Here is a 24905-nt window from a genome sequence, read left to right on the forward strand (position 1 = left end):
GGACCGGGGTGTACACCCTGGGTTCGGCCACCCGTGGGGGGGGGTATTGCCCGCGGGGGGCGGGGGGGGCCCGCCGGGTTGGGTGGGGGGGGGCCCGGCCCGTCGGTGGAGGCCGGGACGGCTATCCGGCGAGGGCGGTCACTCGACGACCAGCTCGACCGGGATGTTGCCCCGGGTGGCGCGGGAGTAGGGGCAGACCTCGTGCGCCTGCTTGACCAGCAGCTCGCCGGTCTCGCCCGCGAGGGCATCGGGCAGCTCGACGCGCAGCACGGCGGCGAGGGAGAAGCCGGCCCCGTCCTTGCCGATGGACACCTCGGCGGTCACCGAGACCTCGCTGGTGTCCACCCCGGCCTGGCGGCCGACCAGGCCGAGGGCGCTGGCGAAGCAGGCGGCGTACCCGGCGGCGAAGAGCTGCTCCGGGTTGGTGCCCTGTCCGTTGCCGCCGAGCGCGGGCGGCATGGCCAGCGCGAGGTCCAGCCGGCCGTCGGAGCTGACGGCACGGCCCTCCCGGCCGTTCGCGGTGGCGGCTGCGGTGTAGAGCGCGTCCATGATCGCTTCCCTTCTGTCGCTCTGCGCTGCGCTGGGTGTGCCGCGCTGCGATAAGTAGAGCATGCAATTCAGTTGTGCACAACTAAATTATGCGATGGTGATCGGTACCATGGGGCCATGAGCACCCAACCCGGCATGGCGGACGAGGAACTCCTCCGTCTCGACCAGCAGATCTGCTTCTCGCTCAACGCGGCCTCCCGCGCTTTCGGCGGCGTGTACCGGGTGCTGCTGCGGGACCTCGGACTGACCTACCCGCAGTACCTGGTCATGCTGGTGCTGTGGGAGGAGGGCGAGCTGCCCGTCAAGCGGATCGGCGAGCGGCTGCGGCTGGACTCCGGAACGCTCTCCCCGCTGCTCAAGCGACTGGAGGCCGCCGGGCTGGTGCGCCGGGAGCGGAGCCCGGAGGACGAGCGGTCGGTCACCGTCCGCCTGACCACCGAAGGGGCTGCCCTGCGCGAGCGGGCCGGGCAGGTTCCGCGCCGGCTCCTCACCGCGGCCGGACTGCCGGTCGAGGACCTGGCCGCGCTGCGCGGCCTGCTGGACCGGGTGACCGCCGCGCTGGACGCCGCGGAGGTGGAGCCGGCGCCGTAGGGGCGGTGATCGGGGTCGGGCTCGTGGGTGCCCCGTGGGTGTGCGCGCACCCCTGTGCGTGCGTGTGCGTTTGGGTGTCCGGGTGTGTGTCGGAGGGGTCTGTCAAGCCGCACTGTCCAGCGGTGTGATCTGGATCACGTTTCGACTGGCGCGGTTCGCTCTGTGAAGGCGAACCGGCAGGTCAGCGGCGCTGTCCGAAAGTGAACGTAATCGTTCGCCAATTGTCCGCCCGATCCGGTCGACATCCTGCCTCTCCCGGACGGTTACACCACGAGCCCCCAAGGGGCCGTCGGCGTGCCACCCGGTGGGCCGGCCAGTCGACCCACGAAAGGGGGCCCGCGTGAGAACTCCCGGGCCGGGCGAGGAGCGGAGCCTGAGAGTCGATCCGCTCGGCGGCCTGCCGAACGACTTCGAGGCCTTCTTCACCCACGAGAACTCCGGCTACCTCCGCTACGCCCAGCAGCGGCTGGGGCACCGCGAGGACGCCCAGGACGCCGTCCAGAACGCGGGCGCCACGCTCTACAAGAACTGGCGCCGGGCCCTGGCCAGTCCCGATCCGAAGGCCTTCGCGTTCAAGATCGTCAAGGATGCCGTGGTGGACGTGCTGCGGGAGCGCCGCCGTGCCGAACGCAAGCGCCTGCGGGTGATCGCCCAGCGCCGACCCGACACCAGCCAGGACGAGCTGAACGAGCTCGCCGAACTGGACGCCCTGGACTGGGCGACGGAGGAACTGGCCCGGGCCGCGCCGATCCAGGCCGACGTGGTCCGGCTGCGCCAGGCGGGGCTGTCGTACCAGGACATCGGACGCTCCCTGGGCATCGCGCACACCACCGCCCGCACCTACTACAGCCTCGGCCGACGCCACCTGGAGTACCTGCTGGAGCACCCGGACGACGGTGGGGCGGGGACATGAGGGTCGTGGACCTGCTGCGTGCGCACGCCGTCGAGCTGGAGCGCGAGTTCGACGACCACGATCCGGTGGACTTCACGCGCCGACTGGCCGAGCGGCTCGCCGTCGCCCGGCGGGCCGGCCCGGCCGTGCGCGAACGTCCGGCCCGACCGCCCGCCGGGGCCCGGCCGCCGCACGCGCCGGCCTCGGGGGCGAGCCCGGGGCCGGGAGCGGTGGCGGGCTCCGGGCCAGGGGTGGTGGGTACCGGTTCCGGCCCGGGAGGGGGTTCCGGCCCGGGGGCGGGGCCCGGTCCGGGAACGGCCCCGGGGCAGTCCCGGCGGGCCGGGGGGCGGGCGGAGCTGCGGCGGGACCTGCGGCACCTGTGCGCCGGGGTGGCCGGTGCGGCGGAGCCGGGGGAGCTGGCCCTGGACCTGGAGCTCGCCGAGAAGAAGGCCTTCCGCACCCTCGGCTGCCTGCTGTACGGGATCGGGCGGACGGCGGACGGCGTCTTCTGGTGGCGGATAGCGGCCCAGTACGGGGACCAGCTGGCCGTGCACTGCCTGGCGGTGCACTACACCGCCGAGGGCGAGCGGCGTGACGCGGCCCGCTGGGCCGCCCAGGCCCAGGACCTCAGCGCCCCGGAACGACTGCCGGAGCTGGCACCGGAGGTCCGGCCGGGCGGCGCCGCGGAGCTGGCCCGGGTGCTGGCGGAGTGCTACGACGGCGAGATCCTGCTGACGGTGAGGGAATCGGTGGCGGCGCGGCCGAGGGCCGTGCCGGGGAGGCTCGGGGTCCGGGCGGTGCGGGGGCGGGGGGTGGTGCGGATCCGGTGACGGGGCGGCGCGGCGTGGGGGCGCTGAGCGGCGGTGCCGGGCGGTGGCGTGGGCGGCGTGGCGGGACCGCGGACCGCGGACCGGGGCGGGATGTGGTGCGGCCCGGTGGCGGTGTGCGCGGGGGTGCTCAGGTGAGGCCGGAGACGGCGGCGCCCAGGTACTCGGCGCCGAGCATCAGGGGGACGGCGACCATGATCGCCGCATGGTGCGCGGCCGTCCAGGCCCGCCATTCGCCGAGGGCGCGCCGCGCGTGGTCGCCGCCCCGTAGGTGGACCACGAGTGGCAGCAGGGTGCCCAGCGAACCGAGCAGTACCAGCGCGGCGGTGGCCGTCACCCTGGCGCCGGTACCGGTCGGGACGGCTGCGATGGAGACGGCCCCGCCGACGGCCGGGACGAGGGTCTTCGGGCGGGCCACCACCAGGACCGCGGCGAGCGCGGCGGACCGGACGGCGGTCAGCCGGTCGATCGAGAGCAGCCAGGCCGGCGGCGCGGTGACCCGGCCGGGTCGCGGTCGCTCCCGCCACTGCCGGGCGGCCAGCAGGAGGAGCAGGAGGCCAAGAGTGAGCTTCAGCCAGGACGGCCAGGTCGGCGCGGTGCGGACGGGGTTCAGCGCGCTGCCGACCGCCACGACGGTGCCCGCCACCGCGGCCAGGCCGAGCACCCAGCCGACCGTGAAGGCAACCCCGTTGACCCGGCCGCGCGGTGAGGCGAGGATCAGGAGCACGGCGATCAGCGGCAGCGGACTGAGTGCGACCGCCGTCGCCGAGGCCAACATCGGGCCGATCGTCTCACCCATCCCCGGACCTGCCTTCCCCGTTGCCGGGCGCCGTCCGCCATTCAGCTACCGGTGGACGGGCTGCGCACGGCCTGTTCCGCCATCCGGGTGAGGGCGGGGGAGGGGTGCGGGGGTGGGCTGGGTTGGGAGGGGCGGGGGAGAGCGGCGGAGGGCCGCCGCACCATCCGGGGTGCGACGGCCCTCCGCGGGCAGGAGACGTCAGTCCGTACCGGACTCGATCGCCGCGTGGTCGAGCGCGGTGGGGTCCTCCTCGTCACCGGTGCCGGCCGCGATGGGGGCGGCACCGCCCGGGGCGAGCTCGCCGATCAGGCCGCTCCACGGCGCCAGCTGGCCGTGCACCGCGTACTGCTCCAGCTTGCTGCGCGAGTCGGCGATGTCGAGGTTGCGCATGGTCAGCTGGCCGATGCGGTCGTCCGGGACGAACGCGGCGTCGACGCTGCGCTCCATCGACAGCTTCTCGGGGTGGTAGCTGAAGTTGGGGCCCTGGGTGTCGATGACCGAGTAGTCCTGGCCGCGCCGCAGCCGCAGGGTGACGCTGCCGGTGACCGGGTGGCCGATCCAGCGCTGGATGCTGTCCCGGAGCATCAGCGACTGCGGGTCGAACCAGCGGCCCTCGTAGAGCAGCCGGCCGAGCCGCCGACCCTGGGTGTGGTACGTGGCGATGGTGTCCTCGTTGTGGATGGCGTTGAGCAGCCGCTCGTAGGCGATGTGCAGCAGCGCCATGCCCGGGGCCTCGTAGATGCCGCGGCTCTTGGCCTCGATGATGCGGTTCTCGATCTGGTCGGACATGCCCAGACCGTGCCGACCACCGATGGTGTTGGCCTCGTGGACCAGGTCCACGGCGCTGGCGAACTCCCGGCCGTTGATCCGGACCGGGCGGCCGAACTCGAACTCGACGGTGACGTCCTCGGTCGGGATCTCGACCTCGGGGTCCCAGAAGGCCACGCCCATGATCGGGCTGACGATCTCCAGGGAGGCGTCCAGGTACTCCAGCCGCTTGGCCTCGTGGGTGGCGCCCCAGATGTTGGCGTCGGTGGAGTAGGCCTTCTCGGCGGAGTCCCGGTACGGGAGGTCCCGCTCGGCGAGCCACTCGGACATCTCCTTGCGGCCACCGAGCTGGTCGACGAACGCCTGGTCCAGCCACGGCTTGTAGATCCGCAGGTTGGGGTTGGCGAGCAGGCCGTAGCGGTAGAACCGCTCGATGTCGTTGCCCTTGTAGGTGGAGCCGTCACCCCAGATGGAGACACCGTCCTCCTGCATGGCACGGACCAGCAGGGTGCCGGTCACGGCGCGGCCGAGCGGGGTGGTGTTGAAGTACGTCTGGCCGGCGGAGCGGATGTGGAAGGCACCGCAGGCGAGGGCGGCCAGGCCCTCCTCGACCAGCGCGGCCCGGCAGTCGACCAGCCGGGCCTGCTCGGCGCCGTACGCACGGCCCCGGGCCGGGACGTCGGCGAGGTTCGGCTCGTCGTACTGGCCGATGTCGGCCGTGTAGGCGTAGGGGAGGGCACCGTGCTCGCGCATCCACGCGACGGCGACGGAGGTGTCCAACCCACCGGAGAATGCGATGCCGATCCGTTCACCGACCGGCAGCTTGCTCAAGACCTTCGACATGGATGCACCCTATGACCCGCGCGAGCGGGCCCCTGATCTAGCGACGTGTGACGGGATTCGGCGTAATCGATCCGATGCCCGAACTCTGGCATAGATTTGCAGTGGAATGCAAGGGCATGCGGTCGCTGGGGTGGTGGAGGGCGCCCGGAGGTGGGGTCTCGCCGGTCGGTGGCCCGGTCCAACTCGATTGGTCGTACCGGTGGTTGGGGTGATCGCCCGGTGGTCGGCGGTGGTGGCAAGGGTCAGTGCGGTGCGAGCGCCCGGGTACGCAGCCACGCCGTGTGGGAGGCGAGCACGCCCAGCCCGAGTGCGACCAGGTGGCCGGCGTCGGCCAGCTGCTGGTCCAGTGCCCAGACGGCGGCCAGGGCCAGGGCGAGCACCGCAAGGCCGTAGCGGCGCAGCGGGCGCGGGCCGAGCGCGAGGAGGCAGGCGCCGGTGGCGACCAGCCCGTAGCTGATGCCCACGTCCCGGGCCCTGGAGAGCGCGCCCGGGATGCGGGCGGTGACCATCACCCACATGGAGCCCTCGGTGAGCAGTGTGGCGCCCAGGTGACCGAAGACGAAGACCGCGCCGGCCCGGGCCGGACCCCAGCGCCACTCGGCCAGGCCCAGGACGACGGCGACCGCCGCGATGCCCAGCCAGGCGGGCACCCCGTCGACCACCAGGCCGCTGGTGAACAGCGTCCACCACTTGCCCACTTCCATGTGATGGACGTTGCTGCTGTTGTGCCGGACGAACCGGGCCCGCTCGGAATGGCCCTGACTCGCCAACCAGGAGGCCGTCACGGTCAGCAGCAGGACGTACCCCGTGGTGAGCCGCAGGCGGGCGGCAGCTCTCAGTGCCGGGTGTCGAGGAGCGGCGGGGCCGGTCGGTGTCCTCGTCGCGAGGCGATCGCTCATCGTGCCTGGTGCCCTTGCTCGGCGGGTCCCGGTACGGGCTCGCCGGCGCGTGGGCGGGGGAGGGCGCAATCGGGACGGTCGAAGCGCCAGCGTACGCGAACGGCCGGATGGTCGTCCGTGTCGGGGGACGGGCGGGCGCGCGGTCGGCGGGGTCGGACCTGGCGGCGGACCGGGGCGGGTGGCGACAGCGGCGGGTGGCGACAGGGGCGGGCCAGGGCGAGGGTGATGGGAGGAGTGTCGAGGAGGCGCCGATGGCCGGCCGTATCGCCAGGGGCTCCGAGGCGCGCCGACGGCCCCGGTGGGCGCGTGCCGCCCACGCGGTGTGGGCCTACGTGCGGCGCGCGCCGGGTACCTATGCCTGGCTGGCGATCCTGCTCATCACCACGCAGGTGATCCGGCACGTCGATCCGGCGACCGCCGACCGCATCCTGGAGCGGCGCTCGACCAATCTCCACCACCTCCAGGTCTCGCCGATCCGCGTCCTGGTGGCCAGCGCGCTGTGGATCTCGGGTGGAGGATGGCTGTTCTACCTGCTGCTCTACAACCTCTTCCACGTGCCGGTCGAACGGTGGCTCGGCACGCGGCGCTGGATCTCGGTGGTGGCGCTCGCGCACGTCGGCGCCACCTACCTCAGCGAGGGTGTGCTCGGCTGGGCCATCCACCGGGGACTGGCCTCGCCGAGGGCGGTCTACACCCTGGACTACGGGGTCAGCTACGCGCTGGCCGGGGTGGTGGCGGTGCTGACCTACCTGATCGTCCGGCCCTGGCGCTACCTCTACGCGGCAGGGGTTCTGGTGGTCTACGGGCTGGGCGTGCAGCAGAGCCGGGACTACACCAGCATCGGCCACTTCAGTGCGGCGCTGATCGGATTCGCCTGCTATCCGCTGACCCGGGACCGCCCGGGTTCGCTCGACCCGGTCGCCTCGGCGCGCACGCTCCGGCGGCGGGTCCGCGGGCGCTGAGCGGCGGTTCGTGAGGGCGTGCGGCGCCGGACTCCCGTCCGGCCGCGCCGGACTGTCCGGCCACCCGGTTTCCCGGTTGGCCCGTCGCGTGGGCAACGGGGCCGGGCATTCCGCGACTGCCAACCATGCGAAGCCGTAGGGACGTTGCCGGGCTCTTACCGCCTTCTTACCGTACGTCCCTTCCCTCCGGCCGGGCGGGCCCAGCAGGCTTCCCCCTGTTTCCGCCGAGTGCGTGCGACCGCGCGACCGGCCCCAGGGGAGGACCACAACCGTGCCCACCAGGCAACCACGACGGCTGTTGATGAGCGCCGTCACGCTCACCGTGATCGGGCTGACCACCACCCAGGCGTTCGCCGCGCCGTCGCTGCCGCAGGAGCGGCAGCCGTGGCAGGTCCGGCACCAGGCGGACATCGGGAAGGAGCACGCGAAGAAGGTCCGTGGTGCGGCCGGCGCGACCGCTGCCCCGAGCCTCGGCCCGAAGGCCGCGGCGGAGGCCGGAGACGGCGGGGACGAGGCGGAGAACTCCGCCGAGGGCACCGCACAGTACACCGAGGCCCGCACTGCCCCCGGAGTGGTCGCGCCGGGCGCCTACGGCGCGGCCTGGGCGCAGCTGCAGTCCATGCCGCGCACCGGTGGCAACTGGGACCACGTGACCGACAAGCCGTACAACTCCGACGACCCGCGCTACCGGGACGTCAACTCCAACTCCAGCGGCGGCTCCGGTCTGGTGACGGGCCGGATCACCGGCCTCGCGGCCGACAGCAACGGTCATGTGTACGCGGGCGGCGCCAACGGCGGGGTGTTCCGCTCCCGGACCGGCGGCGGGCACTGGGAGCCGATCGCCGACAAGCTGCCCACGCTGTCCACCGGCACCCTGAACCTCGACGAGGGCGGTCGGCTCTGGTACGCCACCGGCGAATCAAACACCGGTGCGACCTCCTACGTCGGCACCGGCGTGTACGTGCTCACGGACCCCGAGCACGGAGAGTTCCAGCCCGCCAACCGGGTCGGCGGCGCCGAGCTGGAGTCCACCATCATCCATGCGCTGCGCTTCGGCGGCGGCCGGGTCTGGGCGGCCACCAGCCGCGGCGTGTGGAGCCACCCCACGACGGACCTCTCGGGCTCGTGGAAACTGGAGTTCGCGCCGAATCCGGAGTACCTGCCGGGCGGCTCGAAGGCCGGTGACCCGGCCGCGCCGTACAAGAACATCGCCAACGACATCGCGATCGACCCCAAGGACCCGGGCAAGGTCGTCCTGGCGGTCGGCTGGCGCAGCGGCGACAGCTACAACGGCTTCTACAGCAAGGCGGCGGACGGCAGTTGGCAGCGCGTCGCCTCGCTCGGCGACCTGCCGACGGACGCGGCGAACGTCGGCAACGTGACCTTCGCCCGCTCGGCGGACGGCTCGCGCTTCTACGCGATCGACCAGTCTCCGGAGGTCATGGCCACCGACCCGGACACCGGGCTGAAGGGCATCTACGTCTCCAAGTCCGGCTCCCCGTTCGGGCCGTGGACGCTGATCGCGGACAAGGAGAAGCTGAAGAACTCCGGCTCCGCGCTCCAGGACGAGGGCTACCAGCCCGGCATCCAAGCCTGGTACAACCAGTTCCTCCAGGTCGACCCGGCCAACCCGGACCACGTCTACGCGGGTCTCGAAGAGGTCTTCGAGACCAATGACGGCGGGGCCAAGTGGGACACCGTCGGGCCCTACTGGAACAACGTCTTCCCGTGCTGGAGCATCGACCCGACCAGGCAGACCGGCGACTGCTCGCAGACCACCCACTCCGACCAGCACGCCGTCGCCTTCGGCAGCTACCAGGGCAAGGCCAACGTCTACGTCGGCAACGACGGCGGCATCTACCGCCGTCCCGGCAAGGGGCAGGTGGACGCGTACGGGCACGCCAAGGACTGGACGTCGCTCAACGACGGCACCATCGACACCCTCCAGTACTACTCGGTCGGCGTCGGCAAGGATCCGGCGGACCGTTCCAGGCGGGGCGTGATCGTGAGCGGCGGTCTCCAGGACAACGGCGAGTCGATCCTGCGGGCCCACGACAAGGTGATGGGCTCGAACTTCGGCGGCGACGGCGCCGACACGATCGTGGACCCCGCCAACGGCTGCAGCATCGCCGAGGAGTACGTCTACCTCGACATCTGGGTCACCCAGAACTGCGCCACCAGCGACGGCAGCTGGACGAAGGACCCGAGCAAGGCCACCTCCTACGAGGTCGCCCCGCCGGACAAGGAAACCAACGCCGCGCGCTTCATCGCGCCGATCACCGCCGACCCGAAGGACGGCAACACCTGGATCGCCGGCGGCCAGCATGTCTGGGTGCAGCACAAGGGCTACGCGATCCGCACCGGCAGCGAGTGGACCAGCGCCTACGACCTGGGTGCGGGCCACGTCGCCACGGCAGTGGCGACGGTCAACGGCACGGTGTACGCGGGCTGGTGCGGCCCGTGCAACAACGTCGGCTTCAGCCGTGGCATCGCGGTGGGCAAGACCGACGGCACCGGCTGGCACCAGCTCGACCTGCCGGTCGAGGGCACACTGCCGAACCGCTACATCTCCTCCTTCGCGGTGGACGAGAACGACGCCCAGCACGTCCTCGTCGCCTTCAACGGATTCTCGCGCACGTGGACCGAGGGGCCCGGCGCGGGTGTCGGCCACCTCTTCGAGACCCGTGACGGCGGCGCCACCTGGACCGACGTCTCGGCCAACCTGCCGGACGTCCCCGCCACGTCGGTCAAGGTCCTGCCGAACGGCGGACTGGCCCTGGGCACCGATCTCGCCGCCTTCTACCGCGCGCCCGGCACCACCGACTGGCGGGTCCTCGGCCGCAACCTGCCCACCACGGCTGTGCAGCAGCTGAAGATCGGCCCGGACGGCAAGCTCTACGCCGCCACCTTCGGGCGCGGCATCTGGTCCTTCGACCTGTCCCGCCTCGGCCACGGGCGCCACGACGAGACGGATGACTGACGGATCGGTCTCTTCGTAGGGGGCTGACGCCTGCTGCGCCTGCCTGTCGTTGCCCGGTCCGCTCCGCATGGGGCGGGCCGGGCGAACGGCTCGTCGGGCGGGGGCGCGGCTCAACGCGCGCGACAACGCGACAAGCGGTCATCCTCTCCACCGGTCCAGCCGACGCCGAAGCTCTCTGACCGCCCGGACTGGCGGACGGCTCAGGGGACCCGTCCGCCGGCCCGTCGGGTCCGTCACGCCGCCAGGTGTCATGTGGCGGCGAGCCTCCAGAGCGAGGTGACCTCGGCCCAGCGGGCGGCCCGGAGGACGGGGTCTGCCCGGTCGGGGGTGGTGGCTCGGGGATGGCGGGGGACTGTGTCGAGGCGCCCGGTGACGCGCAGCCCGGCTCGGGAAACGGCGCCGAGCAGGTCGGCGCGGGACCGCTGCCCGAGGTGTTCGGCGAGGTCGGAGAGGATGAGCCAGCCCTCGCCGCCGGGTAGCAGACGGTCGGCCAGGCCGTCGAGAAACCCGTGGAGCATTCGGCTGTCCCGGTCGTAGACGCCCTCGTCGAGGGTGGAGCTCGGCCGTCCGGGCAGCCACGGGGGATTGCAGACGACCAGGGCGGCCTGGTCGTGACCGGGAGGGTAGAGGCCGCCGCCGGCGGTCTCGACGCGGTCGGTGAGACCGAGCCGGTGGGCGTTGTCGAGGGCGCAGGCGAGAGCACGCGGATTGGTGTCGGTGACCAGGATCCTGCGCAGGCCACGCCGGGCGAGGAGCGCGGCGAGCACCCCGGTGCCGGTGCCGAGGTCGTAGGCGATGGGGTGGGTGTGGGCGGCCGGCGGCAGCGGCGCCCGGGCGAGGAGGTCGACGTACTCGCCGCGGACCGGTGAGAAGACCCCGTAGTGCGGGTGGATACGGGCGCCGAGGGCCGGAACCTCGACGCCCCTGATGCGCCACTGGTGTGCGCCGATCACACCGAGGAGTTCGCGCAGGGACACGATTCTGTTGTCAAGGAGCGGTCCGTAGGCCGCCGTGCAGGCCTCGCGGACATCGGGTGCCCGGTGGAGCGGGACACGGTGACCCGCGTCGAGCGGTACCAGCAGCAGGCCGAGGACGCGGGCCAGGCGGGCACGTTCCCGTCGGTGCTGGTGGAATGCCTCGGCCGCGACGGTGGGCGCGGGTCGGGGCCGGCGCCGCTCGGCGCGGCGGCGCATGGCGTTCAGGAGTCGGAGCGCGCCGGGGTAGTCGCCATGCCAGAGCAGGGCGGTGCCCTCGCAGGCCAGTCGGTAGGCGGCCTCGGCGCGAAGGATGTCGTCGGCGGCGATCAGGCGACGCGGTGCGGGCGTGCCGTTCTCGCTGTGCCAGGGTGCGGGCAGGGTGGAGAGGGTGGGCAGGACGATGGTGGACCGAGGGGTGTCGGACACCGGGGCTCCTCGTGGTCGAGCGTGCAAATGGGCACGAAGAGCACTTCGACGAGGAGGTGAGCAGCGGGCGCGTCGGGCGGTGGCGTCGCCGGGACGGCGGGCGCGGACGTCAGGCCGGGTGCGGCTCACGCGTCGAAGCGCGAGCCGGGGTGTCACCGAGCACGAGGCCCGGCACGACGGCGAGCCGTATGCCACTGGTCATCTGAGGGCCTCCTTTCCCAACCTGCTGGTACTGCGCGGTTGTTCGTACGCTTTCACACAGCGTGCTCGGTTGGCAACCGATTTATCAGCGGCCCGGTGGCCAGAGGTGCGGCACGCGCTCCAGCACTCCCGCGCCGAACAACTCGTACAGCGGCAGTGTCTCCAGGTGGACGTAGCCGATGTGGCAGTCGCACACCGGCAACGGGCAGGTTCGTGACCGCAGTTGGGACCGGTAGCTGCCGTCGTAGAGGTTGCCGAGGACGTCCCGGACGAAGTGGCAGCGGCGTACGGTGCCGTCGCCGTCCACCGACAGCGCGGACTCCCCGGTGCGGCACGGCAGCCCGGCGCTGGGGTGGGCATGCCGGCTGTAGCCGAAGTGGGGGTCGACGGCGGTCCACCGGGCGGCCTCGGTGTCGGTGTAGCCGAGGCCCTCGGCGGCGTTGACCCAGAGGTAGACGCCCTCGGCGAGCTCGGCGCGCAGCCGACGGGCCTCGGCGAGGTGCTCGGGCCGGCCGACCACCCCGACGCTGTAGCGCACGCCGATCGCGTCCAGCTCGCGGCACTTGGCGAGGAAGCGGTCGCGGGTGACCTGGCCGGGGTGGAACGTCACCCAGAGGGCGAGGGTGTCGAGGTCCGCCTCGGCGAGCCAGCCGGTGCGGCAGCTGAGGTTGGTCTGGATCGCCACACGACGGACGTGCGGCAGGTGGCTCAGCTCGACCAGAGCCCGGCGGTACCAGGAGCGCACCAGCCCCTCGCCCCAGGGGGTGAACAGCAGCGACAGGGTGTCACCGGTGCCCGCTCGCTCGGCTGCCCAGCCGGTGAAGCGCGCCAACGCGGCCTGATCGGCCCGCAGTTGCTCGGGGCTGTCGCGCCGCTTGGCGAACGGGCAGTACGGACAGTCGTAGTCGCAGGAGGCGAGCGGACCGCGGTAGAGCAGGGTGAGGTCCCGCGCGCCCCCCTCCGGTGAGGGCGCGGGCGCGGGGCCGGGTGCGGGAGAGGGCATGCCGAGGAAGGTCATTTCGTCTCGTACTCCGCCATCAGCGCCCCGACCTCGGGTGAGAACAGCATCGGCCCGACGGCGTCCGAGTGCGCCAGCCCCTCCGGGCTGAGCCGCAGGACCCCCGGATCGCCCTCGGTGAGCCAGCCGCGCTCGGTGAACTCGGCCAGCTCGGCCGGGAAGTCCTCGGCCGGTGAACTGCCGAACCTGGCCCGGTACTCCGCCGACGACAGGCCCTCGGCCTGGAGCAGTGACTGCACCAGATGGCGCCGGCGCGGTTCCGCGCCGCCCATCCAGTGGCCCGCCTCGGCATGGCGGAAGTCCGTGGTGGCGACGTAGTCGTCGATGATGCCGCGCACCTTGGTGGCGTTCACCGCGTAGTCGAACGAGTAGTGCAACCGCGAGGTGTAGGACCGGGCGCCGCAGCCCAGGCCGACCATGCCGTCGGTCTGGCAGGCGTACTCGCTCGCCCCGGCCTGCGGGGAGGCGGCGCGGCGGAACATCCGCATCGACACCTGCTCGTAGCCGTGGGCGAGCAGGTGGTCGCGGCCGGCCCGGTAGAGCGCGAGCCGGCGCGCGTCCCAGGCGGCGGGGCCCTCCTGCTCGCCGCGCCGGGCCAGGCCGGTCAGCGGACGGACGTACAGCGGGTAGAGGTACAGCTCCTCGGGCTGCCAGGCGAGCGCGGTGTCCAGCGAGCGGATCCAGCTCGCCCCGGTCTGGCCGTCGATGCCGTAGATGAGGTCGATGTTGAGCACCGGGAACCCGGCCGCGCGGATCCGGCCGAGGGCGGCCTCCACCTCGGCCCGTTTCTGCGGGCGGACGGCGGAGCGCGCCTCGGCGTCGTCGAAGGACTGCACGCCCAGGCTCAGCCGGGTGGCGCCCCGGGCGGCCAGCACCTCCAGCCGGTCGGCCGTCGCGGTGGCTGGCGAGGCCTCCACCGAGAGCGGTATCGCCCGCAGGTCGGCACCCATCCGCCGCTCGGCGATGTCGCACAGCCGTTCCAGCTCACCGGCCGTCAGATAGGTGGGAGTGCCTCCGCCGAACGCGGCCAGCGCGAACCGGGCGTCCTCGTCCAGCGCCGCGCGCACCGCCGTGGCCTGGCGCTCCAGGGCGTCCAGGTAGGCCGTGGTCAGGCCTTCGGGGCTGCCGATCCGGGTGAACAGGTTGCAGAAGCCGCAGCGCACCTCGCAGAACGGGATGTGCAGGTAGAGCGAGAGCGCGCGCTGGGCCTCGCCCTCCCACAGCTCCCGCAGCAGCGGGCGTTCGGGCAGCGGGCGGTAGGCCGTCTTGTGGGGGTAGGCGTAGACGTACGACTGGTACGGCGAGTCGGGGCGCGGGGGTGCGGTGGTCATGCGCGCTCCTCGGCGGTCGCGGTGGCCTCCGTCGGGTGGGCGGAGAGGGTGAAGTGCGTGTAGGGGACGGTCCAGACGACCTCGTGGCCGATCCGGTGCCCGGTGTAGCCGTCCTCGCCGTACGCGGTGCCGTGGTCGGAGCAGACGATCGCGAAGCAGGGGCGGCGGGCGCTCATCGCGGCGAACAGCCGGCCGATGTGCGCGTCCACGTACTCCAGGGCGGCGGCGTGGCTGGCCCGGGAGTCCCCGTGCTCACGGGTGGCGCCGGGCAGGTGGAACCAGTTCGGCTGGTGCAGCGCCGAGACGTTCAGGAACAGGAACAGCGGCTGTTCGGCGGACTGTTCGGCGGCGACCCGCTCGGCCAGGGCGACCTGCTCCTCGAAGGACTTCGGCGATGCCACCCCCAGCTCGGGCGCCCAGTGGCTCTCCTGGAAGAGGCCGGGCAGCACCGAACCCAGCGGGCCCTGCCTGTTGAAGAACCCGACGCCGCCGATGCACACGGTGCGGTATCCGGTCGCGGCCAGGGCCGTCGGCAGGTCGGGGGCGTCGAAGACCCAGGTGCGCGGGGCGGTGCTCTCGGAGCCGGCGAAGCGGGCCGCGAACAGGCGCGGGTGCGGGCCGCCGGGGGAGGCCGGGGTCGGCAGGAAGCCCGCCAGGATCGCCTGGTGGGAGGCGTAGGTGAAGCTGCCCGGCGCGTGCCGGCGCTCCCAGCGGCCGCCCGGGAGGACGGCGGCGAGGTTCGGGATCCGGCCGGCGGCGGCCAGTTCCTCGGCGACGTCGAAACGGAGCGTGTCGAGGGTGACGAGGAGCAGGTCGTGGGTGCCGACGACCGCGTTCATGTCGGGGTCCGGGGCGGTGGTCTGGTGGTTCATCGAGCGGGTTCCGTGATCTGGTGGTCCGTCGCCGGGGGCGACGACGGGGAGGGGGCGGTGAGCGCGGCGATCTGGGCGCCGTAGGTGTCGAGGCCCTCGGCGGGGCCGCCGGGCAGGCCGGTGAGGTTGGGGAGCAGGTCGCCGAAGGCGTTCACCTCGCCGACCAGGGCGCGCCGCCACCCGGCCGTGGGCAGGACGTCGACGCCGACCATCGGTGAGCCGGGGAAGCACGCCGCCGCGCGCTCGGCCGTCTCCAACAGGGCCGACCAGGCCGGACCGGCGGCCTCCCGGGCCTGCTCGACGCTGCCCCGGGCGCCGCCGAGGTGCAGGTTGGTCATGGGCTGGCCGCTGGTGCGCACCACGACGTGGGTGGCCCGGCCGGCGACCACCACGATCCTCAGGTCCGCCGAGCGGCCGGACTGCGAGGCCTTCGGGATCCACTGCTCGACGTGCAGCCCGTCCGGGGCCAGGCCGTCGACGATCGCGGCGACCTCCCGCTCGCCGCGGTAGCGGCGCACCCGCAGCGAGTTGTGCAACCGGCCGTCGGCGAGCTCCACCGAGGTGGTGGCCAGCAGCTGCCCGCGCGGCCCGAACTCCAGGGCCATCACCCCGGAGGCGGAGGAACCGTGCGCGGGCTTGACGAACACCCGGCGCAGGCCCGCCACGGCGAGGCGCTCGCGCAGGTGCTCCCAGCCGGTGACCTCACCGCCGAGAGCCCTGGGCACCGGCACCCCGGCTCCGGCGAGCAGCGCGTGCGCCCGGCGTTTGTCGAACATCACGGCGATCTCCTCCGGATCGCCGAGCAGCCGGGCACCGGGCCGGGCGGCCAGCCCGCGCAGTGCGGCCATGACCCCCGCGTACCAGGCGGCCGTGCCCTCGACCCTGGTCGGCGCGTAGCCGGGGCCGAGCGCGGGGCCGCGCAGCAACCGGTCGACCTCGGGCTCCTCGCCGGGCGACTCGATGCGCAGCAGACCTCCCTCGGGTAGCCGGTACCGGCCGGCCAGTACGTCCAGCCAGGGCAGGACGGCGGGCTCGGGCAGCCCGGCGGCCCGGGCCGCGGCGGCGAACAGCGTCACCCGTCGGTGCCCCGGATTGCCGAGGACGGTCAGCTGCACGGTCATCGTCCCGTCACCCGCCTACTCGGCGACCGAGACGTAGCGGTCGTCCTCGTCGTCCAGGTCGTCTCCCTCGGCCTCGCTGAGATCGAGGGAGACGCCGGGCAGGGCCTGGCGCAGGCGCTGCTGTATCTCCTCGCTCAGGTGGTGGTGGTGCAGGTCGAGGGAGCGCAGGTGGGTGAGCGGCTGGCCCTCCAGCAGGGCGGTGGCTCCCTCGTCGGTCAGCACGCCCATGGAGAGGTCGAGCGACTCCAGGCGGGCGACCACGGGGGCGTCGCCGAGGGCGGCGGCGATCTCGTCCTGGAACTCGCTGTTGGCCAACCCGAGGTGGCGCAGCTCCGGCAGCCGCGAGCCGTCCAGGAACGGCGCCAGATCGTCGATCGTCGCGTCACCGCCGTACTCGTCCACACCGAGCCAGAGGTCCAGGTGCTCCAGCGCGGGCAGTTCGGAGCCGGCCACCGCGCGGACCACGGTGGCCGGCAGGCCGCCGGACTCCAGGCGCAGGGTGGTCAGCGCATCGTGCCGGACCGGATCCAGGCCGAGGCCCGTGCCGCCGCGCACGGTCAGCGATCTCAGCGTGGGGAAGGCGGCCAGCAGCGGGGTGACGTCGTCCATCACCAGCCAGGAGACCTCGCACTCGTCGTACGTCACCTCGGCGAGGAACAGGGCCTCCAGGGCGGGCAGACGTCCGGCCGCGGCCGTGAGCGCCTCGATCACCGGACCGACCGGGCCGTAGCCCTCCTTCCAGTCCCACCAGGGGCCGATCACCAGGGCGCGCACGCCGGCCGGGTCGACCTCACGGAGGAAGGACTGCCAGAGCTGGGCGAAGTCCTGCTCGGACCGGTACGCGAGGGCGAGCCGCCAGGCGACCGAATCGGCGGCGGGCCGCGGCCGGGTGTCGGCGGGGACGAACTCGTGGATCGGCAGGTCGTGGAAGCGTTCGATGTGCCGGGAGATGGACATGTCGGATCCTGGTGGTCAGTCGGTCAGTCGGTCAGTCGGTCAGTCGGTCAGTCGGTCAGCCGGTCGGGTGGTTCGGCGGCGGTGCGTTGACGGCTACTCGGCCACGGCGACGTAGCGCCACTGGTCGTCGGGCTTGCCGGGCTCGGAGAGGTCGACCTCCACCTCGGGCAGGGCCTGGCGCAGGCGCTGCTGCACCTCCTCGGTCAGGAAGTGATGGTGCAGGTCGAGGGAGCGCAGGTGGGTGAGCGGCTGGCCCTCCAGCAGCGCGGTGGCGCCCTGGTCGGTCAGCACGCCCATGGAGAGGTTGAGCGACTCCAGCCGGGCGACCACCGGGGCGTGTGCCACGGCGGCCGCGATGTCGTCCTGGAACTCGCTGTTCTGGAGCCCGAGGTGGCGCAGCGCGGGGAAGCGGGTGCCGTCCAGGAACGGCGTGAGGTCGGCCATCGTGGCGTCGCCGCCGTAGCCGGCCACGCCCAGCCAGAGCTCCAGACGCTCCAGGGCCGGGAAGTCACTGCCGGCCACCGACCGCACGATCGCGCCCGGCAGGCCGCCGGCCTCGAAGCGCAGCGCCTTGAGCGCCTCGTGCCGCACCGGCTCCAGGACCAGACCGCCCTTGCCCTCCCAGTCCTCGGAGGCGCCGCGCACCACCAGTTCGGCCAGCCGCGGGAAGGCCGCCAGCAGCGGCGTGATGTCGCACTGCTGGATCCAGGAGATCTCGCACTCCTCGTAGGTGATGTCGCCGACGAACAGCGCGCGCAGGGCTGGCAGCCGGCCGGCGGCGGCGATGATCGCCTCCATCGGCTCCCGGAAGCTGTCGGGCTCCTCCGGCGACCACTGACCGATCACCAGGGCGCCGACCCGCGCGGTGTCGACGGCGCCGAGGAACTGCTCCCAGCGCTCGACGAACGTCGCCTCGGACTCGTACTCGAGCCTGATCCGCCAGGCGACCGCGTCCGCCTCCGGCAGCCGGACGGCGTCGGCTCGACCCTCCTCCTCGGCCTCCTCGAAGGCCTCCACGAAGTCGAAGACGGGAAGACCGTGGAACCGCTCGATGTGGTCGTTGACAGTCATGCGCTGCTCCTTTGGGGTCTGGGCCGAACAACTGTCTACCAGCCGGGACTGACAATCCGGCGGCCGGGGCGGTGCCCGGGCGCGTTGTCAGACCCTTGCTCTATGTTCGGGTCCTGGCTCCGGAGAGTGACCGCGGCGGGCGCGGCGGAGCCGTGGGTCCCGGCGTCCGCCGGGGTCCGGTCGTACGGCGAGGGAGGACCGATGTACCGCCAGGGCGATGTGCTGATCGTGCCGGTCGAGGAGAGCGCGGTGCCGCCGCGGGCGGCGGAGCTGGCCGTGCGGCCCCGGGACGCGCGGGGCCGGATGGTGCTGGCGCTCGGTGAGGTCACCGGGCACGCGCACGCCGTCGTCGGCCCCGGCGAGCTGCGCCGCGAGGCCGGGCCGTTCGGCGCCGGCTGGCTGCGCCTGCCCGAGGGCGGCCGGGTGGTGCACGAGGAGCACGCGGCGATACCGCTGCCCAAGGGCTGGTACCGGGTGGTCCGTCAGCGCGAGTACGTGCCGGGCGCGGTGCGGGTGGTCGCCGACTGACGACCGGTCCGCCCGCCCGACGGGGGGCGGACGACGACCGGGCACGAGGGCAGGGCGCGGCCGGAGCCGCGGCACGGAACGGGAACGGACGGCGGGCGGGGAGCCCGACCGGGAACGGAGCAGGGATGGAGACGGTGATCCACGAGAAGGTCCACGGCGACCGTACGGACGCGCGGGAGCTGCCCGGGCCGGCCGGGGTCACGGCCCGCTGGCGGGCGGCCGCGGCGGCCACCGGGGCGGGCGACCGGGCGGTGGCCGAACGCGCCGTCCGGGCCGCCTACCGGGCGGCCGGACTGCCCGAGCCCGAGGCGGTCCGCTGGTTCGGCTCGCCACTCGCCGCGACCGAGGCGGCGCTGGAGCTGCGGGCCGCCGGTGCGGAGAGCGTGCGCGAGGCCGTGCGCACCCGGCCCTGGGAGGAGGCCCGGCGCAGGGCCGTCGAGCAGGTCGGCACCACCGGGTGGGCGGGCCACTGGGCGCTTACCGGCGGCGAACTCGGCCCGGTCACCACGCCGCTCGCCGACCGGCTGCGCAACGCCGTGCTCGACCGGCTCGCCCCCGAGGCCGACCGGGAGGCCGACACCGCCGTGGCCGAGGCGGCCCGGGCCCGCCGCACCACCGTCCGGCTCGCCCTGCTGGACGCCGTGCGCGGCCAGCACGACGCGCCGTGGTTCGCCGCCTTCGAGGCCGCCGGCACGAGTGCCGACGCCGTCGCACCACTCGCCGAGCTGGCCCTGGAGGCCGGCTGGTGGTGGCCGTACCGCGACGTCGCCCTGCTCAGCGAACGGCCGTCCGGCCTGCACCGTGACGAGGCCGGACGGCTCGACCGGGCGGACGGGCCGGCCCTGGATTACGCCGACGGCTTCGCCCTGTACGCCTGGCGCGGCATGCCCGTGCCGTCGGAGTTCCTGGCGGGCCTGACCGAGGTGACGGTCGAGCGGATCCGCGCCGAGGAGAACGCCGAGCTGCGCCGCGTCCTGCTGGAGCACTACGGCTACGAGCGCTACCTTGCCGACTCCGGCGCCGAGCCCGTCCACCGGGACGAGACCGGCGTGCTCTGGCGGATCGTCCTGCCCGACGACGAGCCGGTGGTGATGGTCGAGGTGGTCAACTCCACGCCAGAGCCGGACGGCACCCGTCGCACCTACTGGTTGCGCGTCCCCCCGACCACCCGCACCGCCCGGGCCGGGGTCGCCTGGACCTTCGGCATACCCGAGACCGCCTACCACCCGCAGCGCGAGACCTGACCACGGACGGCTCTGCCGGCAATTCCGATCGGTCCTCCTGAGCTGCGTGTGTTGACCCTTACCCCACGTCAGGCCGCACGGTGGGCGCAGCGAACGCACGGATGATCGGAGGGACGCATGAGTTGGTCGGTGGGACAGGTCTCCGGCTTCGCCGGAGTCACGATCCGGACGCTGCACCACTACGACCGGTCGGGGCTGCTCTCGCCCAGTGAGCGCAGCCCGGCCGGGTACCGGCTCTACAGCGGTGCTGACCTCGCCAGGCTCCAGCAGATCCTCTTCTATCGGGAACTCGGCTTCCCGCTCGACGAGATCGCCGACATCCTGGCGGACCCACAGGCCAACGCGCTCGACCACCTGCTGGCGCGGCGGCAGGCACCCACCGAGCAGATCGCCCGGCTGCAGAGGCTCGTCGACGTCGCCGAGCGGGCCATCGAGGTGCGGCGCACCGGGGTCGAGCTGACCCCGGAGGAACGGTTCGAGGTCTTCGGGGACGTCGTCTTCGACCTCAGCTACGCCGCCGACGCCCATCTCGGTGGTCGGCACCTGGTGGCCGTACGTGGCGGACGGCTACCAGGTGCCGACCGGGGTCGAGGACTTCCCCCGGCCCGGACCGCCGCCGGTGTTCATCGGCTTCGGCAGCATGGCGGCGGGGCAGGGCGAGCGGCTGAGCGCCCTGGTGGTGGAAGCCCTGCGGCGGGCGGAGGTTCGGGGCGTGGTGCAGGCCGGTTGGGCCGGGATCGCCGGGGAGGGCGACGACGTGCTGTCGGTCGGCGAACTGCCGCACGCCCGGCTGCTCCCGCGCATGGCGGCGGTCGTGCACCACGCGGGTACGGCTGTTGCGGCGCTGCGCGCGGGAGTGCCGAGCGTGCCGGTCCCGGTGACGGCGGACCAGCCGTTCTGGGCCGACCGGCTCGCCAGGCTCGGCGCCGCGACGGCTCCGCTCCGGTTCGCCGACCTCACCGCCGACCGGCTGGCGGAGGCCATCCGACAGGCCGTCGTGGAGCAGCGGCTACGGGAGCGGGCGCAGAAGGTGGCCCGCGCGGTGGCCATGGAGGACGGCGCGGGGCAGGTCGCGGAGGCGGTGGCGGCGTTGGGCAGGTAGGGGGAGGCAGGGAGGAGAAGGCAGGGAGGTGGCGAGCGGACGGCTGAGGGCCCTCATGACAGGGTCCGCTCCAGCCAGTCGAGCACCACGGCGTTGCGGAACCGTGGCGCCATCGGGGCGCGGTGCCCGCCGGCGCTCCGGGCGGCGGTGAGGACGGTGTGCTGATCGGGAGAACGGAGGAGGTGGTCGAGGACCGGGCGGCGGATGACGCGTTCCCGGTGGTTCCAGCGGTCTGGGCGGTCACGGCTCGGTCCGTTCCGGTCAGGCCCGCAGGCCGTGGCGTCTGGTGTACACCAGGTGGAACAGGAGCAGCGGCGTGACGATCACCGGCCAGCTCAGGTTCATGGCGGCCGGGGCGGCGTCGACAGGAAGGAGGTACGCGAAGGCCAGTTGGACAAGGGCGTTGAGCAGGCTGGCGGCGCCCCAGACGACGGTGAGCACCCGCAGGCCGCGGCGGAACACGGCGTCCTGCTCCCAGCGGCCCTCCCAGGCACACAGCCCGTCCTCGCCGGCCTTGGCCCGTACGAAGGAGCGGAACACGACCATCAGGGCCGGGCGGCCGCAGACGACCGAGGCCAGTAGCCAGACTCCGACGAGTCCGCCGAGCATGCCCGTCCAGGCTTCGCGGATCAGCAGGGTGCGGGCGTCCCCGGTGAGCGCGGACAGCACCAGACCGAGCACGATCATGCTGAGGACCAGCAGGGCCAGGAAGTCGACGCGGCGGGTCCGGACCAGCCGTGCCACCACGGTGACGGCGGGTACGGCGGCGGACCAGAGCAGTGACCACCACTGGTCCGTGCCCGCCGTGCGCAGCCCGTAGTAGACGGCGAGCGGCAGGCAGAGATCGGCCAGCAGGGGTAACAGAGCGGCGGCGCGGCGCGGGGCGGCGTGAAGGGTCACTTCGCCTCCACGTTCCTGGTCGCGAGAGAGAACAGGGTGACCAGCTCACGGCCGTAGGCCCGGGCGTCGAAGTCGTCCACGGCGGACAGCCGGTTGGCGGCCGCGTCGATCGAGGCGCGGATCGCGGTGGCCATCGCCTCGGCGTCGAACGGCCGGAAGTCACCGCTGAGCTGTCCGTTCCGCAGGTGCTCGACCAGCAGCGCCACCGGGGCGTCGAAGTCCGTCGAGCTGACCAGCGGACTGCCGTCCTCCCGGCGGGCGTTGGCGAGGACGTCCACCAGCGCCCGCACCTCGACCGGGTGCTCCGCCAGGAACTCCAGGTTGGCCTCGATGTAGGCGGACAGCTGTGCGGCGGGTTCCGGGCGTGCCTCGATGCGCGGTTGCATGAAGGCCCGGGCCGTCTCCTGGACGGTGCCGACGAGGGCCTGGAAGAGGTCTCCCTTGTCCTCGAAGTGGTACGAGATCAGCCGCACGCTGGAGAGCTTCGCTCGCTTCGCGATCTGCGCGAACGAGGCCCGGGCGTATCCGAGTTCGGCGACGGTCTCGATCGTGGCGGTGACGATCTGGGTGCGTCGGGCGTCGGTGGTGAGGCTCCGGCCGGAGCCGCCGCCGGCTGGGGCGGAGTCAGGATTTACTCGCATGAGTAAAAATTAACATGGACCGGCAAAGTCGGGGGCGCGGAAGTGCCCCGCCCATGCGCGCGCGGATGTGGCGGGGCGGATCCCCGGTGACAGTCGGCCCCGTCGGTCGGCGGACGTCAGGACGTCAGGACGTCAGGACGCCCGGGCGATCAGGACGGGCTGGAAGAACCCGGTGTCGGCGGGCTGCTCCCAGCGGGCGCCGGACAGGCCCGCCTCGGTGGTGGCGCGGGCGGCGGCGGCCGGGCTGAGGTCGGTGCCGGTGACGCGGTGGCCGAGCGCGGCCAGGCCGATCGCCTGGGTGCCGATGCCGCAGGCGCAGTCCAGAACCTCGGCTGGGCGGTTGCCGAGGTGGGCGCGGATCGGGGCGTCCAGGGCGGCGCCCTGGCGGGCGAGCGAGGCGTTCCAGTCGGCGTACAGCAGGTGGTAGCCGGCGGCGAAATCGTCGTAGAAGCGGCCGAGATCGGACTGGGTCATGGCGTCAGGTCTCCAGGGGAGGGCGGTGGGTGCGGCAACGGGGACGTCCGGCCCGCCGGGAACCCGGAACGGATCCCGGCGGGCCGAGCGGAGCCTCGGAGGACGCGACCGGCGCCCGCCGTCAGGACTGCGCGACCAGCTCCAGGTGCGCGTCGTGCCAGAGGTCCTCGTCACCGTCCGGCAGGAGCAGGACCCGGCCCGGTCGCAGGGCCTCGATGGCGCCCGGGTCGTGGGTGACCATCACGATCGCGCCCGGGTACGTGCCGACCGCCGCCAGGACCTCGGCGCGGGAGACCGGGTCGAGGTTGTTGGTCGGCTCGTCCAGCAGCAGGACGTTGGCGCCGGAGTGCACCAGGCCGGCCAGGGCGAGCCGGGTCTTCTCGCCCCCGGACAGCACGCCGGCCGGCTTGTCGGCGTCGTCGCCGCGGAAGAGGAACGCACCGAGCACGTGCCGCAGTTCGCCGTCGGTGAGGCCGGGGGCGGCCTGGGCGAGGTTGTCGCGCACGCTGAGTGCCGGGTCGAGGGTGTCGTGTTCCTGGGCGAAGTAGCCGAGCCGCAGGCCGGTGCCCGGTACGACGCGGCCGGAGTCGGGAGCCTCCCGGCCCGCCAGGATGCGCAACAGGGTGGTCTTGCCGGCCCCGTTCAGGCCGAGCACGACCAGCCGGCTGCCGCGGTCCACGGCCAGGTCCAGCCCGGTCAGGACCGGACGGCCGCCGTAGGACTTGGCGAGGCTGACAGCGCCGAGCGGCATCCGGCCGCAGGGGGCGGGCTCGGGCAGCCGGATGCGGGCGGTGCGCTCGGTCTGGCGGACGGGTTCGAGTTCGGCCAGCATCCGGTCGGCCCGGCGGGCCATGCTGCGGGCGGTGGTCGCGGTGGCGACGTTGGCGCGCATCCGGTGGGCCTGCGCGTGCAGGGCGGCGGCCTTGCGCTCGGCGTTGGCCCGCTCCCGGGTGCGGCGGCGCTCGTCGGCGGCGCGCTGGGTCAGGTAGGCCTGCCAGCCGGTGTTGTGGACGTCGATCGTGGCGCGTTGCGGGTCCAGGTGGAAGACCCGGTTGACGGTCTCGGCGAGCAGCCCGAGGTCGTGGCTGATCAGCACCAGCCCGCCCTGGTGGGTGGCGAGGAAGCCGCGCAGCCAGGCGACGGAGTCGGCGTCCAGGTGGTTGGTCGGCTCGTCCAGCAGCAGGGTGCCGTGGTCGGCGAACAGGATGCGGGCCAGTTCGACCCGGCGGCGCTGGCCGCCGGAGAGCGTGCCGACGGGGGAGTCCATCATCCGGGCGGGCAGGCCGAGCCCGGCCGCGACCCGGGCCGCCTCGGCCTCGGTGGCGTAGCCGCCCAGGGCCTGGAACCCGGCTTCGGCGCGCACATAGGAGTCCATCGCCCGGCGCTCCTCGGCGGGCGACCCGGCGCGGGCCATCGCCGTCTCGGCGGCGCGCAGGGCGCGGACGGCGGTGTCCAGGCCGCGGGCGGACAGGATTCGGTCGGCGACGGTGGCCGACGGGTCGGCGGCTCGGGAGTCCTGGGGGAGGTAGCCGACGGGCCCGGTCCGGGTGACCGTGCCGGCGGCGGGCGCCTGCTGTCCGGCCAGGGTGGCCAGCAGGGTGGTCTTGCCGGCGCCGTTGCGGCCGACCAGGCCGATCCGGTCGCCGGGGGTGATGTGCAGGGTGACGTCGGACAGCAGCAGACGGGCGCCGACGCGCACGTCGACACCACGGGTGGTGATCATGGGATAACGCTCCGAAATTGCTGGCGGACACACGGGTGGCGTGGAAGCGGGTCCGTCAGCTAGGAAATTCGGGGCGTAGACATGCGAGGCAGGCTATCGGGCGAGTGGGTGGGGTGCATCCGATTTCGGGCGGCGCACATCCGGATTGCCGGGGCCCCGGTGAGGCGGCCGGGCCCTGCGGGGAGGTCGGGCCCTCGCGAGGGGGAGGG

22 protein-coding genes and 2 pseudogenes are annotated in these 24905 nt (G+C 73.4%); 9 read left to right on the forward strand and 15 right to left on the reverse strand.

Features of this window, described 5'->3' with window-relative positions; translation table 11 throughout:
• Positions 1 to 138 precede the first annotated feature (138 nt).
• Entirely contained in the window at positions 139 to 549 is a 411-nt protein-coding gene (locus ACFRAR_RS09640) for an organic hydroperoxide resistance protein (protein WP_380696641.1), read from the reverse strand.
• A gap of 117 nt (positions 550 to 666) precedes the next feature.
• Between ACFRAR_RS09640 and ACFRAR_RS09645 the strand changes: the two genes are divergently transcribed.
• The 3 genes from ACFRAR_RS09645 (at position 667) to ACFRAR_RS09655 (ending at position 2862) form a co-directional block, all read left to right on the forward strand.
• A complete protein-coding gene (locus ACFRAR_RS09645) occupies positions 667 to 1140 on the forward strand; it encodes a MarR family winged helix-turn-helix transcriptional regulator (protein WP_380696643.1) in 474 nt (157 codons plus the stop codon).
• A gap of 340 nt (positions 1141 to 1480) precedes the next feature.
• The gene (locus ACFRAR_RS09650; RefSeq protein ID WP_380696645.1) at positions 1481 to 2053 is read left to right on the forward strand and encodes an RNA polymerase sigma factor; all 573 of its coding nucleotides are present in this window, start codon (positions 1481 to 1483) and stop codon (positions 2051 to 2053) included.
• On the forward strand, positions 2050 to 2862 hold the full coding sequence (locus tag ACFRAR_RS09655; RefSeq protein WP_380696647.1) for a hypothetical protein: 813 nt from the start codon (positions 2050 to 2052) through the stop codon (positions 2860 to 2862). The genes ACFRAR_RS09650 and ACFRAR_RS09655 overlap by 4 nt, the downstream gene beginning before the upstream one ends.
• Before the next feature lie 127 nt (positions 2863 to 2989).
• On the opposite strand, the gene ACFRAR_RS09660 is transcribed toward ACFRAR_RS09655, so the two are convergent.
• The 3 genes from ACFRAR_RS09660 to ACFRAR_RS09670 all read right to left on the reverse strand — a co-directional run bounded on the left by ACFRAR_RS09660 (position 2990) and on the right by ACFRAR_RS09670 (position 6168).
• Positions 2990 to 3658 (reverse strand): GAP family protein, encoded by a 669-nt coding sequence (locus ACFRAR_RS09660; protein WP_380696649.1) that lies wholly within the window; start codon positions 3656 to 3658, stop codon positions 2990 to 2992.
• 198 nt (positions 3659 to 3856) lie between these two features.
• Complete coding sequence (gene argG, locus ACFRAR_RS09665) at positions 3857 to 5269, reverse strand: argininosuccinate synthase (protein ID WP_380696651.1); 1413 nt, start codon at positions 5267 to 5269, stop codon at positions 3857 to 3859.
• 242 nt (positions 5270 to 5511) lie between these two features.
• A complete protein-coding gene (locus ACFRAR_RS09670) occupies positions 5512 to 6168 on the reverse strand; it encodes a rhomboid-like protein (RefSeq protein WP_380696653.1) in 657 nt (218 codons plus the stop codon).
• A 251-nt stretch (positions 6169 to 6419) separates the two neighbouring features.
• Here ACFRAR_RS09670 and ACFRAR_RS09675 point away from each other — a divergent pair, with 251 nt between their 5' ends.
• Positions 6420 to 7130 carry a rhomboid-like protein gene (locus ACFRAR_RS09675; RefSeq protein WP_380696655.1) on the forward strand — a complete coding sequence of 237 codons (711 nt, stop codon included), beginning with the start codon at positions 6420 to 6422 and terminating at the stop codon, positions 7128 to 7130.
• 271 nt (positions 7131 to 7401) lie between these two features.
• Entirely contained in the window at positions 7402 to 10110 is a 2709-nt protein-coding gene (locus ACFRAR_RS09680; protein ID WP_380696657.1) for a glycosyl hydrolase, read from the forward strand.
• Positions 10111 to 10358: 248 nt separating this feature from the next.
• Here the strand turns inward: ACFRAR_RS09680 and ACFRAR_RS09685 are convergent, their stop codons facing one another.
• The 7 genes from ACFRAR_RS09685 to ACFRAR_RS09715 form a co-directional block, all read right to left on the reverse strand.
• Entirely contained in the window at positions 10359 to 11513 is a 1155-nt protein-coding gene (locus tag ACFRAR_RS09685) for a methyltransferase (protein ID WP_380696659.1), read from the reverse strand.
• Positions 11514 to 11799: 286 nt separating this feature from the next.
• On the reverse strand, positions 11800 to 12717 hold the full coding sequence (locus tag ACFRAR_RS09690; RefSeq protein ID WP_380696661.1) for an STM4011 family radical SAM protein: 918 nt from the start codon (positions 12715 to 12717) through the stop codon (positions 11800 to 11802).
• A gap of 11 nt (positions 12718 to 12728) precedes the next feature.
• The gene (locus ACFRAR_RS09695) at positions 12729 to 14063 is read right to left on the reverse strand and encodes an STM4012 family radical SAM protein (protein ID WP_380696663.1); all 1335 of its coding nucleotides are present in this window, start codon (positions 14061 to 14063) and stop codon (positions 12729 to 12731) included.
• Positions 14060 to 14902 carry an STM4013/SEN3800 family hydrolase gene (locus ACFRAR_RS09700; protein ID WP_380696803.1) on the reverse strand — a complete coding sequence of 281 codons (843 nt, stop codon included), beginning with the start codon at positions 14900 to 14902 and terminating at the stop codon, positions 14060 to 14062. Before ACFRAR_RS09700 ends, ACFRAR_RS09695 begins: the two co-directional genes overlap by 4 nt.
• Before the next feature lie 29 nt (positions 14903 to 14931).
• Positions 14932 to 16056 (reverse strand): STM4014 family protein, encoded by a 1125-nt coding sequence (locus ACFRAR_RS09705; RefSeq protein WP_380696665.1) that lies wholly within the window; start codon positions 16054 to 16056, stop codon positions 14932 to 14934.
• A gap of 15 nt (positions 16057 to 16071) precedes the next feature.
• Positions 16072 to 17013: an STM4015 family protein gene (locus ACFRAR_RS09710; protein WP_380696667.1), complete on the reverse strand. Its 942-nt coding sequence runs from the start codon at positions 17011 to 17013 to the stop codon at positions 16072 to 16074.
• 93 nt (positions 17014 to 17106) lie between these two features.
• Positions 17107 to 18084, reverse strand: a complete 978-nt coding sequence (locus ACFRAR_RS09715; protein WP_380696669.1) for an STM4015 family protein — start codon at positions 18082 to 18084, stop codon at positions 17107 to 17109.
• Positions 18085 to 18285: 201 nt separating this feature from the next.
• Between ACFRAR_RS09715 and ACFRAR_RS09720 the strand changes: the two genes are divergently transcribed.
• From ACFRAR_RS09720 to ACFRAR_RS09735, 4 genes and pseudogenes are all read left to right on the forward strand, one after another.
• Positions 18286 to 18612, forward strand: coding sequence for a hypothetical protein (locus tag ACFRAR_RS09720; RefSeq protein WP_380696671.1), 327 nt, complete (start codon positions 18286 to 18288; stop codon positions 18610 to 18612).
• A gap of 125 nt (positions 18613 to 18737) precedes the next feature.
• Positions 18738 to 19856, forward strand: a complete 1119-nt coding sequence (locus ACFRAR_RS09725) for a DUF6745 domain-containing protein (protein WP_380696673.1) — start codon at positions 18738 to 18740, stop codon at positions 19854 to 19856.
• Positions 19857 to 19973: 117 nt separating this feature from the next.
• Positions 19974 to 20387 (forward strand): annotated as a pseudogene (locus tag ACFRAR_RS09730) (MerR family transcriptional regulator); the annotation flags it as partial.
• A 1-nt stretch (position 20388) separates the two neighbouring features.
• Positions 20389 to 20958: a glycosyltransferase gene (locus tag ACFRAR_RS09735; RefSeq protein WP_380696675.1), complete on the forward strand. Its 570-nt coding sequence runs from the start codon at positions 20389 to 20391 to the stop codon at positions 20956 to 20958.
• 261 nt (positions 20959 to 21219) lie between these two features.
• Here the strand turns inward: ACFRAR_RS09735 and ACFRAR_RS09740 are convergent, their stop codons facing one another.
• The 4 genes and pseudogenes from ACFRAR_RS09740 to ACFRAR_RS09755 form a co-directional block, all read right to left on the reverse strand.
• Complete coding sequence (locus tag ACFRAR_RS09740) at positions 21220 to 21858, reverse strand: VC0807 family protein (protein ID WP_380696677.1); 639 nt, start codon at positions 21856 to 21858, stop codon at positions 21220 to 21222.
• Positions 21855 to 22499 (reverse strand): TetR/AcrR family transcriptional regulator, encoded by a 645-nt coding sequence (locus tag ACFRAR_RS09745; RefSeq protein WP_380696679.1) that lies wholly within the window; start codon positions 22497 to 22499, stop codon positions 21855 to 21857. The genes ACFRAR_RS09740 and ACFRAR_RS09745 overlap by 4 nt, the downstream gene beginning before the upstream one ends.
• A gap of 198 nt (positions 22500 to 22697) precedes the next feature.
• Positions 22698 to 22973: pseudogene (locus ACFRAR_RS09750) on the reverse strand (methyltransferase domain-containing protein); the annotation flags it as partial.
• Between the two features lie 121 nt (positions 22974 to 23094).
• Positions 23095 to 24696, reverse strand: a complete 1602-nt coding sequence (locus ACFRAR_RS09755) for an ABC-F family ATP-binding cassette domain-containing protein (protein ID WP_380696681.1) — start codon at positions 24694 to 24696, stop codon at positions 23095 to 23097.
• Positions 24697 to 24905: the final 209 nt, after the last annotated feature.

Source organism: Kitasatospora sp. NPDC056651 (assembly GCF_042792155.1).
GTDB lineage: Bacteria > Actinomycetota > Actinomycetes > Streptomycetales > Streptomycetaceae > Kitasatospora.